General features: G+C 40.7%; 13 protein-coding genes and 1 pseudogene. 8 read left to right on the top strand and 6 right to left on the bottom strand.

The window, feature by feature from the left end; genetic code table 11:
• Positions 1-240 precede the first annotated feature (240 nt).
• Entirely contained in the window at positions 241-2,358 is a 2,118-nt protein-coding gene (locus VEZ01S_RS12810; protein ID WP_021714469.1) for a type I secretion system permease/ATPase, read from the bottom strand.
• A gap of 158 nt (positions 2,359-2,516) precedes the next feature.
• Positions 2,517-3,908: an HlyD family type I secretion periplasmic adaptor subunit gene (locus tag VEZ01S_RS12805; protein ID WP_021714468.1), complete on the bottom strand. Its 1,392-nt coding sequence runs from the start codon at positions 3,906-3,908 to the stop codon at positions 2,517-2,519.
• A gap of 344 nt (positions 3,909-4,252) precedes the next feature.
• Between VEZ01S_RS12805 and pdxH the strand changes: the two genes are divergently transcribed.
• Both pdxH and VEZ01S_RS12795 read left to right on the top strand, forming a co-directional pair.
• Positions 4,253-4,894, top strand: a complete 642-nt coding sequence (gene pdxH / locus VEZ01S_RS12800) for a pyridoxamine 5'-phosphate oxidase (protein ID WP_021714467.1) — start codon at positions 4,253-4,255, stop codon at positions 4,892-4,894.
• Positions 4,895-4,938: 44 nt separating this feature from the next.
• Positions 4,939-5,334, top strand: coding sequence for an ACT domain-containing protein (locus tag VEZ01S_RS12795; RefSeq protein WP_021714466.1), 396 nt, complete (start codon positions 4,939-4,941; stop codon positions 5,332-5,334).
• A 162-nt stretch (positions 5,335-5,496) separates the two neighbouring features.
• Here VEZ01S_RS12795 and VEZ01S_RS12790 read toward each other — a convergent pair whose 3' ends face one another.
• Positions 5,497-6,057 carry a ricin-type beta-trefoil lectin domain protein gene (locus VEZ01S_RS12790; RefSeq protein WP_021714465.1) on the bottom strand — a complete coding sequence of 187 codons (561 nt, stop codon included), beginning with the start codon at positions 6,055-6,057 and terminating at the stop codon, positions 5,497-5,499.
• Between the two features lie 273 nt (positions 6,058-6,330).
• On the opposite strand from VEZ01S_RS12790, the gene VEZ01S_RS12785 reads away from it, so the two are divergent.
• Together VEZ01S_RS12785 and VEZ01S_RS12780 are read left to right on the top strand one after the other, a co-directional pair.
• On the top strand, positions 6,331-6,666 hold the full coding sequence (locus tag VEZ01S_RS12785) for a hypothetical protein (protein WP_021714464.1): 336 nt from the start codon (positions 6,331-6,333) through the stop codon (positions 6,664-6,666).
• Position 6,667: 1 nt separating this feature from the next.
• Complete coding sequence (locus VEZ01S_RS12780; RefSeq protein ID WP_021714463.1) at positions 6,668-6,964, top strand: hypothetical protein; 297 nt, start codon at positions 6,668-6,670, stop codon at positions 6,962-6,964.
• A 293-nt stretch (positions 6,965-7,257) separates the two neighbouring features.
• On the opposite strand, the gene VEZ01S_RS12775 is transcribed toward VEZ01S_RS12780, so the two are convergent.
• Together VEZ01S_RS12775 and VEZ01S_RS12770 are read right to left on the bottom strand one after the other, a co-directional pair.
• Positions 7,258-7,572: a DnaJ family domain-containing protein gene (locus VEZ01S_RS12775; protein ID WP_021714462.1), complete on the bottom strand. Its 315-nt coding sequence runs from the start codon at positions 7,570-7,572 to the stop codon at positions 7,258-7,260.
• 12 nt (positions 7,573-7,584) lie between these two features.
• Entirely contained in the window at positions 7,585-8,214 is a 630-nt protein-coding gene (locus tag VEZ01S_RS12770) for a TetR/AcrR family transcriptional regulator (protein ID WP_021714461.1), read from the bottom strand.
• 740 nt (positions 8,215-8,954) lie between these two features.
• On the opposite strand from VEZ01S_RS12770, the gene VEZ01S_RS12765 reads away from it, so the two are divergent.
• Entirely contained in the window at positions 8,955-9,743 is a 789-nt protein-coding gene (locus tag VEZ01S_RS12765; RefSeq protein WP_021714460.1) for an aminoglycoside phosphotransferase family protein, read from the top strand.
• Positions 9,744-9,875: 132 nt separating this feature from the next.
• Positions 9,876-10,418 (top strand): DinB family protein, encoded by a 543-nt coding sequence (locus VEZ01S_RS12760; protein WP_021714459.1) that lies wholly within the window; start codon positions 9,876-9,878, stop codon positions 10,416-10,418.
• A 22-nt stretch (positions 10,419-10,440) separates the two neighbouring features.
• Here the strand turns inward: VEZ01S_RS12760 and VEZ01S_RS16915 are convergent.
• A pseudogene (locus tag VEZ01S_RS16915) lies at positions 10,441-11,178 on the bottom strand (IS110 family RNA-guided transposase); the annotation flags it as partial.
• A 344-nt stretch (positions 11,179-11,522) separates the two neighbouring features.
• Between VEZ01S_RS16915 and VEZ01S_RS12750 the strand changes: the two are divergent.
• Positions 11,523-13,148 carry an ATP-dependent nuclease gene (locus VEZ01S_RS12750; protein WP_021714457.1) on the top strand — a complete coding sequence of 542 codons (1,626 nt, stop codon included), beginning with the start codon at positions 11,523-11,525 and terminating at the stop codon, positions 13,146-13,148.
• Positions 13,141-14,298 (top strand): UvrD-helicase domain-containing protein, encoded by a 1,158-nt coding sequence (locus VEZ01S_RS12745; RefSeq protein ID WP_021714456.1) that lies wholly within the window; start codon positions 13,141-13,143, stop codon positions 14,296-14,298. The genes VEZ01S_RS12750 and VEZ01S_RS12745 overlap by 8 nt, the downstream gene beginning before the upstream one ends.
• Positions 14,299-14,355 lie beyond the last annotated feature (57 nt).

The following is a 14,355-nucleotide window of genomic DNA, read 5'->3' as shown; positions in this document are numbered from 1 at the left end:
AATAACGACTTATCGAAAAAGCTCACCTTATTCTCAGGTGATTTTCCCGTGCGACTTCTGAACACTGACTTAGCGTAATTGGTATGACAGCGGCGAAGACATCGATTTACAGTGTAAATCAAAGAGTGTAACTAGACATTCTCAATTTACACTGTAAATCCGATTCAGTTTCAGCAAGATATAAAAAAGGGTCTCAACCTTGTGCTAGGTTGGGACCCTTTAATTTACACTGTAAATTGATTACTGGTTAACGCTCTTTAGGTTGCCTTTTTTAAGTTCAGCCAACACTTTTTCTTTTGGCCCATCTGCCACAACAGTGCCTGCGCTCATGACAATTAATCTATCCACTACTTCTAGCATGGAGGTTTTGTGAGTGATCAGTACCAATGTTTCCTGTTTAGATAGATTTTTCAATTCAGCCTTGATCAATGCTTCGGAGCGATTGTCCATAGCACTGGTTGGTTCGTCTAGTAGCAGAACCGGCGGTCTGCCAAGGAAAGCGCGGGCAATGGCTACGGCTTGGCGTTGTCCGCCAGAAAGAAGCTGTCCTCCTTCTCCAACTTGTCGCTCCAGACCTGCTGGGTCTTTCATCGTAAACTCTGCCACGCCCGCTCTTTTAGCCGCGAGCATTACTTCGTCATCTTCAGCAAGTTGTTTGCCAAGGGTGATATTGTCACGGATAGAGCCGTAGAATAAAGTGATGTCTTGCGGCACACAGCCGATATTGTTTCTCACATCGGTATGATGCAATTGTTGAATATCAGTATCATCAATTCTGACATGACCTTGGGTTGGTTTATATAAGCCCATAATTAGGCGCTCCAAGGTCGTTTTCCCTGAGCCAATACGTCCTATAATTGCGACTTTCTCTCCGGGACGGATAGTGATACTGAGATCGCGAATGGAAGAGACGGGGGCATCAGGGTAGTTGAAGCTTACTTTATCCAACTCTATTTTCCCTTGAAGTACAGGACGGTGAATATAGCGTTTATCTTCTTCTTGTTCATCGGGCATACTCATCACTTGCTCGATAATGGTCATTGACGATTTGGCTTGATTATAGCGAGTGGAGAGTAGGGCAACTTGTACAAGCGGGCCTATTGCTCTACCACTGAGCATGGTTGCTGCGATCAAGCCCCCCATCGTGAGCTCGCCTTCAGAGATCAGGTACACCCCCATGATTAACATGCCGACGTTTGAAGCTTGTTGCAAGAAGCCTGCGGAGTTTTGAACGCCATCAGTAATACGACGACTTTTAATGTTCCAATTCGCCATATGGGCAACCGCTTCCTCCCAACGATATTGAAATTGGCTTTGTGCGCCAAAAATTTTTAGAGATTCTAAGCCTGCTAAACTCTCTATTAAATTTGCGTATTTCTGAGACGCAAGGCGTGAGCCCTCTTCAATGCTATTTCTCAATGGTCTTTGAATGAGTAAAGAGTGCAAAATCAGTAAGGAGACACACACAATTGGCACTAATACTACATTGCCCGCTATCAACCAAATCACAAATAAGAACAGCAGAGCAAAAGGTAGGTCAATCAAGGCGGCTATTGTTGCTGAGGTGAAAAATTCTCGAATGGATTCAAATTCTTGTAGATGTCTGGCGAATGCCCCTACAGAAGGAGGGCGCGCTTCCATACGAATCCCCATGACTTTGCTAAACAGTTTGGAAGAAATCAGTATGTCGGATTTTTTTCCCGCGACATCGATAAAGTAGCTCCGAAGAGATTTGAGCAATAAATCAAATATAAATATGACAACGATGCCACTGGCAAGTACCCATAAAGACTCAAAGGCCAAGTTAGGGACCACTTTGTCATAGACAATCCTTGTAAATAATGGCGTCGCGATAGCAAATATGTTGATTAAAATGGAGGCAATCAAAACGTCACGGTAAATTGAACGGGATTCTTTTAACGTGCCCCAAAACCAATGTCCTTTGCGTGTTTTTAGAATTTCTGGAGAACGTTGGTCAAATCGAAATTGTTTTTTGATGAGAAAATAGCGTCCACTGTAGTCTTGCTCAAGTTCAGAGAGTGTGACCGTAGTTGCGATAAACCCCGTGTTAGGGCTGACGATTTCGGCTTGACCTGTGTCAGAATCCACACTGAGCAGTACACATGCTTCATTTTCTCCTGTGAGCAGTATTGCCGGTAGTACTAATGTCGAAACCTTTGATAATGGTGCGCACTGTTCTTTGGCAACCAGTCCTGCTCGCTGTGCTGCTCTAGAAAATAAAATAGGGGTGAGTTTCCCCTCTGGTAACGGTAAACCGTTTAACAGTGCTTCTGGCGAGTTAGAGAGGCCATAGTAGCGACTGACATAGATAAGTGAATGTAGTAATGAGTCTTTCATGCGTTGTCATCCTTGGCATCATTGATGAAGCCTTATAATCCATTATTGCCTTCAGCCCAATGGTTTGTCTTTTGTGAGCGCTAGCCCCGTGTTCGATAAGTGAATAATAGGGGCGCATCCTTGATCATCCTTTCGTGTGTTACTTTATAAGTTATTGTTTATTCACGTAATGCACGACCTTTAGCACTTAAAACCGGTTTGAGTAAGTAGTCGAGCACGGTATGTTTTCCGGTAATAATATCGACCGAAGCGGTCATCCCAGGAATGATCGGTAATTGACCGTTACTGCCAAATTCGGTTTTTTCCGTACGCACTCTTACTAAGTAAAAACTGTTGCCTTCTTCGTCTTGAATCGTATCGGCACTGATATGATCTAACGTACCTTGTAAACCGCCGTACTTGGTAAAGTCATAGGCGGTGAATTTTACAATTGCGGGGAGATCGGGCCTTAAAAAGGCGATATCTTGTGGTGCGATTTTTGCTTCTACCACCAGCATGTCTTCTGTTGGAACGATTTCAACTAAATCCATACCGGGTTGAATAACCCCGCCTACGGTATTGGTGTACAGCTTTTTAATCGTGCCGGTTACAGGGGAGGTGACAATGGTTCGGCTGACTCTATCTTCCAGCCCTACGGTGCTCTGAGTCAGTGCCGACAGTTCATCTTGGCTTTGATTCAGTTTCTCTTGCTGCTCAGAACGAAAATCAAGGGCAGCATCCACTCGGCTAAGTAAGGTTTCTCTTATGGCCGCATTAAGCACGGGAACTCGCCCTCTAGCGGAATCAAGTTCTCTTTTGGTATCGATAACTTGTCGTTTTAATTTAATGAACTCTATTTGTGGCACGATGCCTTCTTTGGCTAACGGTTCCATTAGCTCATACTCTTTTTGTGCAAAATCATAACCTTGTTTAAGGTTTGAAATTCGCCCACGAGTTTCATTGAGATCTTGAATTTTTTGATCGACTTTCTCATCAAGCACTTTCAGTTGGTTTGTTAAGTTGCTTAAGTCTTGTCGGTATTCGACTCGTTGTCTTGCCGCCAGTTTAGGTTGGTTTTGTTCAAAGTTAGTGGGATAAACCAGCTTATTAGTACTGATTGTGACGCTATCTCGCCAGTTTCTTAGATTGACGTTGTCTTTTACGTCGATACTGGCCACAGACGCAGAGAGTTGCAGGACTTTCGCTGTTAGATTGTAAACTTGCTGCTCACGCTCTCTAAAATCAGATTGAAAGCGTGTGTCGTCAATCAAAAGCAGTTGTTGCCCCTGAGTCACTTGCTGACCTTCACGCACCAATATAGCTTTAACCAGTCCGCCCTCTAGATTTTGCACCACTTGCAGTTGGCTTGAGGGGATGACTTTGCCGTTTCCGACAGTAACCTTATCTATTTCGGCCCAGTTCGCCCAAGCAACAGCGCAACCAAAGAAAATAAGCACTAACCACAGCAGTAGCCTAGCGTTTGACGGGGTATTTAAAAGTAGCGCAGCGGTTTTGTCATCCACATACTCTAATTCGGTTCGACCGAGATTTTTTAGCTTCTCTTGACTCATAGGCCATCCATTTGCGCATTGAGTGATTAAGGGAAAGAGGTCTTTTGCTCGCCAATCGGTTTGTTGAGAGCGGCGAGTAAAGCACTTCTTCTATACTATGCCTGTTTATGGTTAATGTTAAGTAAATGTATGCGGTTGTGGCGGTGTATGTAACAAAAGACGGGGCGCTAGAGAGTTGAATCTTAAGCATAATTATTGAAACTCACTGTGCAACATATGCTTTATGCATGAATAGAGTGTAAAAAGGAAAATCGAGTTAAGCTAAATGCCTATAGAGGCAAAACTCTCTTGAGATATTTATCTTGAAAGCGCAGAATTTAGCAAAAGTCATTTGAGGATGTGAAATGAAGTTAACGGATATTCGTCGCGACTATACGCTGGGCGGTTTACGCAGAAAAAATTTAAAAGAAAACCCAGTGGATCAGTTTAATTTATGGTTAGAGCAGGCTATTGAAGCACAGCTGACGGATCCTACTGCAATGACTGTTGCGACCGTTGACGAACACGGGCAGCCTTATCAGCGAATTGTGTTGTTAAAAAGCTTAGATGATCAAGGGTTTGTGTTTTATACCAACCTAGGCAGCCGCAAAGCGATTCACTTGCAAGACAATAACAAGATCAGTTTACATTTCCCTTGGCATCCATTGGAGCGACAGGTCCATGTTACTGGGGTTGCTGAGAAGCTTACCGCAGCAGAAAACTTTAAATACTTTACTTCTCGTCCAAAAGGCAGTCAGTTGGCAGCCATTGCCAGTAAACAAAGTTCGCGTATTTCCGCACGCGGAATTTTGGAAGGTAAGTTTTTAGAGCTTAAAAAGAAGTTCTCTGATGGTGAAATACCTATGCCATCGTTCTGGGGAGGATACCGTATTAAGGTGGAATCGATAGAATTTTGGCAAGGTGGGGCAAACCGTCTACACGATAGATTCATTTATACTCGTGTTGATGACGCTCAACAGTGGGAAATTGAACGTCTTGCGCCATAATTTACACTGTAAATAGAGATTAAGAATAAGGATCAGGGGAAAACATGTCAGGAATTACGGAATTAACGCAGTTGCTCGAATCAATGCAACCTGAATTACAGGACAACGAATTTGTATTTTGTACTGTAAAAGGTGAGTTGAAAGATTACGTACAGCTAAACCCAATCGCAACCTTTATTGAGTCGGAAGGGTTGACGTTAGTGGTTGAGAAGCAACAAGCAACAGATGCACAGTTGGCATTTGATGGTAGCTTTAAAAAAATCACATTAACTGTGCATTCAAGCCTTGAGGCCGTCGGATTAACGGCTGCGGTTGCTACTAAGCTGGCAGAAAAAGGCATCAGTGCCAATGTCATTGCTGCTTATTATCATGATCATATTTTTGTGCAAAGCGCTAAAGCAGAGCAAGCATTAGCCGCCTTATTGGAATTTCAGAAATAATGAGTCGATTTGCTTGATGGCGTGTGGGATCTAACTTGCAGCTTAGGTCCCATTTTTATGTTTAAGCATAAAAACGTTGGCTTTATCTTTTGTTTACCTCAAGGTTTGATGAATAAAAACCTTGAGGTAAATTCTAAATTCATCGCGCAATATGACTATCCGCTATGCTTCGGGTACGATTGTCCACTGTTTTACACTTTCTTCTGACTCGTTGCATTGGGTGACTTGTAGGGCTCTTTTTACCCACGGACCAGCTTCTTGTGTGGTTGATACAACAGTTAAGCAGTAACTAGTATCGGCTTGGAGCCTAAACGTTTTATCTTCTTTGTTATAAATAAACCCCTGATGTTTAGCCTCACTGCATTCCAACAATGCCAATTCAGTTTTACCTTTGGCGAGCAACGCCTGCATACACAAACCTTCATAAGCGTAGGATTGAATTCGGTTGGTTTGCTCGTCGTATTCAAATCGAACATCATGCCCGGAATAGTTGCGAGGTGAGTCTTCAGGCCCTTTAGGTTTACAGGAGTGAGTTTGCATTAGCTCTGATTGTCCTGGCCCATAGGTATCAATGCAGAATCCATAGCCGTTAGGTTCATCTAAATTGTCACTCAGCACTATATAGGGAGGCAGTGTTGGAACGTTGGGCGCAGCGGCAGAAACATGCGCAGCAAATAGGGTAAAGATGGATAAAATAGAAACTTTAAAAATAGAATGACTCATTTATATTCCTTTATTCGATGAATTTATCTTTCTAAGACAACGCGATATAACCATAGTAGGTATTCATAGTGTAGTTCCTTTTTCTTCGGTATTGATTCGAAAATGGGTGAGTTCTCGTGAAATTTAACACTCTTTACGCTCGTCCTATCTGAGAAGTAATCTTTACCTTCTGTCGTGGGATAAATTAAGGAGTAAGATAGTCGCAATAAAATATCCGTTCACTTTACAGACGAATTTGGCGGATAAGTTGATTGCATCACCCTAGGAGTCGCCGTGAAATTTACTGGTAAAGTCGCTTTTATATTCGCAGTGATATCTTGCGCTGCATTCGCAAACGACATTGAAGCGCCGCTGGATGGAGTGGAGGTGGTTACAACCCAATTGCCGACATTGTCGATTCAAAACATATCCAATGAGACCGTTGCCATTGATATTTATGGCGAAACGCTGAAGTTAGCCCCAACGTCTGGCATTCAGTACGAGTGTAAAGGCTATCATGACCTTGAATTGCGGGTCTTAAATAATGATCACGACTACTTTGAGGTACCTTGTCAGTCTAAAGTGGTATTTACTGAGTTATTTAAAAATCAAAGACAGCAGGGTGAGTAAGATGAAAAAAGTATTAATGCTATTGACGGCTTGCTTGCTTTCCTCGTGTAACGTGACTAATTCTGATGGTTCTTCAGTATTTACTTACTCGTCTTGTAAAATCACCTATTCGGATGCGCCATTTCGTTATCAAGTACAACATGATTTAAAGCAGTGTTGGAATGCGAAGGGTGATGGTTATACAAGTAAAAGTAGCGCAATCGATTGGTGTGATGAGACAGTGCATGATTATGTATCGCAGGGGTATCCAACGAATTACACTGTGCAATTTGAAGTTGAGTCAACGTATTGCAAATAACGATGTTATAAATGCTACTTCTTTGTTTTTAAGTAACTGTTTTTAAATGACTGTTTTTTTTAAATAAAAAAGGGTGACCTAGTCAGTGCACCAGTAGAACAAATTAATCTAATCTGTACTTTTCGGTATGATTAAAAACAGAGCGTTACTGTTAGAGAAGCTGAGTCGAATATAAACACAGCTCTTATCAGCATTTAGTGTACGTTAATCGATGGGTGAGTTGCACAGAGGTCTCTTGTAAATGGAGACCGACTGGTTAGTGCATGCGCCCATAATCTAACGTAGTTAATTGCTTATTGGTTTTCTAGAAACAAAGCCTTTTTTAGCTCAAGAGTATGAATTTCATTTCTCAGTGCGTGCTGACGTTTTGCATCTTTTTCTAGCTCGAGCTCTTTTTTCTTTTTGCTAATTTGCTGCATGATTTCAACCGCAGGTGGCAAGCAATTCGCATCTTTTAGGATCTTCATCCCCATACGTAACTCCTTAGGCGTTCGAAAGTAATCTTCTAAGTCAATTTCCTTCCCTTTGTATGGGTTGTTTTTTAGCTCGCCATTTTTCTCAGCATTTCGAATCCAACCACTGATTGCATTATCGATAAATAGTGACATATAAATTTCCTCTTACTTGGAGTAGACGGCTTTCAAGCCTTCAATTGTTATTTTTATTCCGGCTTCAAAATAAGCGTTATAGTCGACTGGTTTTACTTCACTGAGTAATAAAAATAAGTTAGGAAACTCAGACGCATCGGGTAGGCATTCAGGGGGAACTTGCCCTTGAGTCTGTAATCTTTCTGACTGTTCTTGGTGCTGAACAATGTCAGTCACTTTGGTATACACACTAGTAAACGCCATGAATCCATCTTGTACCTCAAAATTTTCTTTAAGGAATACAGCAAGAGCGTCATTCACCAGTTTTTGGCTACTAGGAGTAAACTGCTGGCTATAACGGATAAACTCTACTGAACCAGGGATCGCTAGAAGTGAGTTTCTGAAGTTCTTTGAAAATTCATATAGATAAGACTCCCATCGATCTTGCTTCGGAATTTCTACACTTTCAATGATGAAGTCACAGCACTCATGTATCAGCTCCTCTTTAGATGCGACATGGCGATAGAGAGCAGTAGCGCTGACCCCTAGTGACTTTCCAAGCCCGTGCATGCTCACTTTAGATAACCCTATCTTTAGGGCGCATTCAATGATGTCTTGTTTTGATATCAGAGCTGGACGCCCCTTTACATTTTGGTTATTCATGAGTTGTTCAACAAGTTAACGACATTAAGTTTATGCCATTATCTTAATGTCGTTAACTTAATCGTTCAATGCTTTTATAGCACTTTGTTACATTGTTCTAACTAGTAAAGGCGGAATGGAATTCGACATAATTCTGGTTCTTTGCCTTGAATAAGAGATAGTTGGCCTCCTAACCAGCAGTTTGCTATACCTCACCTATCCATTGTGACTAATTTAACAACTTCACTGTGTCACTTATGTCCAAAAGTGAGTTGATCTAGCAGATTGGCTAACAAGGTTTTGCTCCATTATGTTTTAAGTTGGTATTATAAGTGCGTCATCCTGTTTGGAATTTGACTTACTTTTCCTTATGCCCAACCATCCAACTATATAACAAAATTTGCTCGGCGCTCTAGAATCCAACTCTTGTGAATTTATACAGTTTATTGGGGTTGAACTCGGTTTGAGTATGAAAATGGCTTGTTTTGCCCAAGAGCCCAGTCTCGCTTTGCCAACACAAAATTTAATAAGTGATTGTTAATCATAGGATTAGTGTTTATCTTCCTAAGATAACGCGCATTGTTAAAAAGTGATAACACGCACGCTCGTTTTTATGTAAAAAAAGAATGCGGAACGTGAAGTATATGCATTATATTTCAAGGGGTTATGGTAGCTTTAATACAAGCTAGGCAAGCGGCAAAACGAGCGGGCCCGTTATTAACAATGTTATAAGCACTGGTTTTTCATGAAAAGGGATTATGATGGAAGAACTTCAAGGTGGGCGCGAAGGGCTAGTTTTTCGCTCTGAAGATAAAGTATATCGACCAAGTGGTTTTTGGTCTGTTTCAATTCATAAGTTACTGTCTCACCTCGAAAGTGAAGGCTTTAATGGCGCTCCAAAATCATTTGGTTTTGACGACAATGGAAATGAGATTTTGTCTTATGTTTTGGGTGAAGTTTACAATTATCCATTGACTGGAAATATTGCTACAGATGAAGCACTAATTTCTGCTGGCAAGCTTTTGCGTCAATATCATGATTCAACGGTTTCATTTATTTCTAGTCCGTCATTTCAAAAAACTGAATGGATGCTACCAAGCAGAAAACCGTATGAAGTTATTTGTCATGGAGATTTCGCTCCTTACAATGTAGCTTTAAATGGAAATCAAACTGTCGGTATCTTTGACTTTGATACGGCTCATCCTGCGCCAAGACTTTGGGACATTGCTTATGCTGTTTATTGTTGGGCACCGTTTAAGACCAATGAGTATGACGCATTAGGTGATTTAAACTCTCAATCGGCTAGGGCTAAGTTGTTTTGTGATTCTTATGGTTTATCAAATGCTGAACGTGAGAAGTTAGTTGAAACTATTATTGATAGGGTTCAAACCTTAGTCGATTTTATGCAAAGTGAGGCTGAAAACGGTAATGAGGCATTTATTGAAAATATCAGTAATGGACATCATCTTGCTTATTTATCTGATATCGAATACCTGAAACTAAATCATCAATCCATTACAAATAGTTTATCTGGTGAAAGGTGCTTATAACAAATGCATCAACACGATTTGCTACATTCGGCATTCTAGGTTTCTTTGGGTTTACCGCATTAAGTGGTAAATTGGACTTAATCTGCATGATAGCAAACGTGTTATGCAGGCGTTATGTACTTTGGAGGTCAAATGGATTTATCCTCAAATTTCAGAATGTTAGCTGTGTATAATCAGCGAATGAATAAGCAGTTACTTCGTGTTTGCAGTAAGCTAACTCATGAGCAGTTGCATCAGAATACCAACTCATTTTTTCCTACAATCATGGCTCACTGGAATCATATTTTATTCGGTGACTTGATTATGCTCCAGCGCCTGGTGGCAAACGAGTTAGTATCAGTTGAAGCTACTGTTTTAGAGAAATTGCCTCTTGCTAAGTCAGTTTCTGACACGTTCGCTTCGAATCTAGACTCACTCTCCGAATTACGAGGACTTGTAGACTCGATCTACATTGAAATCACTAAACAGTTTACTGCTGATAGCTGTAACCAAATAGTCAGATACACGACAACAGAGGGGCAGGTAATTGAACGAACAGTTGGTGAGTTCTGCCAACATATTTTCAATCATCAAACGCATCACAGAGGTCAGCTAACCTGTTTGTTAAGTCAGTTTGGCTTAGACTTTGGCTGTACAGACCTGCCTATGATCGTGCCAGAGGGAATACGTACATAACAAACGACTATGGCGTCAATGATTAGTTTTTGGCTGTGTTTTCATCCCACATGACGCCATCTCTCAGCATAGAGTTAAGGGTTACAACCATCTTTCGAACACACGCTATTATTGCCACTTTCTTTGGCTTTCCGGCAGCTACAAGTCGAGCATAAGTTGCTTTGAATACGGGGTTACATTGCATGGCTGATATCATTGCCATATATAACACTGTGCGTACTTGCGCTCGACCGCCTTGGATCACGCGCTTACCTTTGTAACGCCCACTTTCCCGTGTTATTGGAGCGACGCCAATCAGTGATGCCGCTTGTTTATTTGTAATGTAGCCAAGCTCTGGTACGTTGCTAATTATTGATGCAGCGGCAATGTTTCCTATTCCTGGGACGCTCTGCAATATTGTATTTGTTGCCTGATACTCCGGGCTATCTTCAATGAGCTTAACTAGTCTTTCTTCTAACTTGGTGATTTGATTTTTTATCGTGGTTAGCATCGGTTTGATAGTTGAATGGAGAGAAGCTGGAAGTATCTGTATTCGGTTCTTTTCCATAGTTTGCATAGATAGCAACTGATTTCGGCGAATGACTAAGTCACTCATTAAGTGTATGTTTTTGGGTTTTATGACAGTAAGAGCTGGTTTGATTGCTTCTCCATAGTGAGCGATCAACTCTGCATCTAAACGATCATTTTTGGCTCTGCGGCCAATAGCACCAGCGAATCGTTTTATATGGACAGGGTTTGCTCTAACAATAGGTAGTTGAGCCTATACCTCAGCTAATCCGTTATATCCTAGTTTAGTAATATAAGTAACAAGGCTTTGTCCAAAGGCATGCTGGCGGGGTATGAAACACGAAATTGCCCCATTCTAAGTCTACTCTGCTTAGCTTCTCGCTTCGTTAAATCTTCATTTGTAGTGGCTTTGGTCTAGCCGCGACTATTGAGCCTCTCTTTCTGGGCTAGCGAGACGGACGGTTACTCAGCCTGCAAAGCTGCTCCTTCGAATATCAATACGTTAGCGTGATTTTTGGATGGGAGTCCATGTTCGCATAGGATATCCTGTAACAGTTGGTAATCTTTTTATATATGCATATTGAAGGAAACGTAGCGATGTACATCGAAAGAGTTAATATTTACAACTATAAATGTTACTACGAAAAGTTCTCTATCGAGTTTAACAAAGGTGTGAATATCCTTGTTGGGGATAATGGCTCAGGAAAATCAACCATCCTTGAAGCAATTCATTTGGCTCTTAGTGGAATATTACACGGCAAATACTTAAAGAATGAACTAAGCCAGTATTTATTCAATTGCAAAGCGGTGTCTGAGTACCTAGGCCAAGTGAACGATGGTGGTAGTACTACTTTACCTGAAATATGCATCGAGGTTATTTTCGACAAAGACAGTGTCCCTAAATTTAAGGGAACAGGAAACAAAGAACGGAGTGATGCTTGTGGCGTGTCATTCAAAGTCGAATTCGATGATACCTATGCAGAAGAGTACTCTGAGCTCATAAAGAGTGGAGGGAAGCTTAATACACTACCTATTGAGTATTATAAGGTTTCATGGACATCTTTCGATAGAGATTCAGTTACATCTAGAAGCATCCCTATTAAGTCTGTTCTAATCGACTCATCCTCAAACAAGTACCAAAATGGTTCAGATGTATACATTTCAAGAATCATCAGAAACGAGTTGGAGGACAAAGAGAAGGTCAAGTTATCTCAGGCATACAGAAAAATGAAGGATAGCTTTACTGAAGAGGAAGCAGTGAAGAGAATTAACGAGAAGATTGATAATAAGTCAAAAGTTCAAGGGGAACATCTTAATATATCTGTTGATCTTTCTACTCAAAATTCTTGGGAGTCTAGTTTGATGACCTACCTTGGAGACATTCCGTTCCATCAGGTAGGTAAAGGCTCCCAGTGCGTGATAAAAACAAATCTTGCACTGGGTCATCAAAAGGCTAAAGAAGCAAGTCTACTATTGATAGAAGAACCAGAAAATCATTTATCGCACTCTAAGTTAAATCACTTATTAAAAGAAATCATAGATGGTGTGAGTGATAAGCAAGTGATCATTTCAACGCATAGCAGCTTCGTAGCTAATAAACTAGGCCTTGAAAATCTTCTTCTCCTAAATAACCATAAAGTCACAAGGTTTACATATTTATCAAAAGACACTTTCGACTTCTTTAAGAAGCTGCCGGGCTATCAAACCTTACGCCTGATTCTTTGTAAAAAAGCAGTGCTCGTTGAAGGTGATTCCGATGAATTAATTTTTCAAAGAGCTTATATGGATGCAAATAACGGAGTATTGCCTATCGAGCATGGTTTTGATGTGATATCTGTAAAACTTACATTCAAACGCTTTTTAGAAATAGCTGACAAAATTGATAAAAAAGTGGCAGTAATCACTGATAACGATGGTAATTACGACAATACGATCACCAAAAAGTATAAGGATTACCTTAAACACACACACATCTCCATCTTTGCAGATGATCGTAATAACTTAAACACACTTGAGCCACAGTTTGCTGATGCAAACAAGGATGTATTACCCGCCTTATGCAAAGCCCTTGAATTGAATGTGAAGACGTTTAATACCGTTGAAAAACTATCAGCAAAGCTACAAACACAAAAAACCAGTTGGTCTCTAAAGGTTTTTGAATCAAAAGATAAGTTTAGCTATCCAGAATACATCACTAAAGCAGTGGAGTGGTGTAATGAATAACAATCGCCTTGTAATTGCTGCTGCGGGATCTGGGAAAACAACGCTTTTAGTTAAAACGGCAATAGAAAATCCTAATAAGTCAATTTTGATAACAACTTACACTGAATCAAATGAGCAGGAAATAAGAGATAAGTTTGTTAAAGAAGTCAGAACTGTACCGCCTAATGTCACGATTATCACATGGTTTTCATTCCTTCTTAAGCATTGGGTTAGGCCATATCAGTGCAAATTAAATGACTCTATAGCGAATGAAAGGATTGGGTTTATTCTGGTTAATACGCGCTCTGGCCTTAAGTATAAAAACAAGGATGGTAAAGGTGTATACTGGTCAGAAAAAGATAACTTCAAGAATTATTACTTCACTAAAGACTTCAAGGTCTACTCCGATAAGATATCCAAGTTTTGTTTTGAAGCCAATAAAGCAAGCAAGCAAGCAGTAGTGAACCGAATATCAGCCCTATATAACATGATTTTTATAGATGAAGTGCAAGATCTTGCTGGGTTTGATTTAGAGTTGATCAAGCTTCTATTTAAGTCAAAATCAGAGGTTATGTTAGTTGGAGACCCAAGACAAGTTACCTACAAGACTCACCATACAACTAAGTATTCCGACTATGGAAACGGGAATATCAAAGGATTTGTGACATCTGATAAAACGTTGGGTAAACGGATATCTTGCGAAGTTGATGAAACAACACTGAATAAATCACACCGCTGTTATCAGGATATTTGTGACTACTCCTCTAAACTCTACCCTCAATTTAAAGCTGTTGATGCATGCCAGTGCAATGACTGCCGAAGAGAAAAAATCCTGCACCAAGGGGTTTTCATCGTCCCTAAGCACCTTTGTTCAGAATACTTAAAGACATATCAGCCAATGCAACTTCGCTGGAACGCTAGATCCAAAGTTAATCCATCGTATGAAGTTATGAACTTTGGCGAGTCTAAAGGGCTGACTGTTGATAGAGCTTTTATTTACCCAACCAAGGATATGGTTAATTGGATACGTAATCCCGATCGACCAGAATTACTTAAGAATCCCACTCGTGCGAGACTATACGTAGCGTTGACTCGTGCGCGCCACAGTGTGGCTATTGCGTTAGACCCTGAGGAGGGTGAAGTGTTCGAAGGAGCTACGATATATCAATAGAAAGGAAGATATCCATATCTTTTGGATTACGAACACTCAGGAAAATTGTATTAATTT

The sequence above is a fragment of the Vibrio ezurae NBRC 102218 genome (genome assembly GCF_000467185.1).
In the GTDB taxonomy this organism is placed as follows: domain Bacteria; phylum Pseudomonadota; class Gammaproteobacteria; order Enterobacterales; family Vibrionaceae; genus Vibrio; species Vibrio ezurae.
The sequence above is the reverse complement of the archived record's forward strand: the minus strand, read 5'-3'. Positions and strand labels throughout refer to the sequence as shown.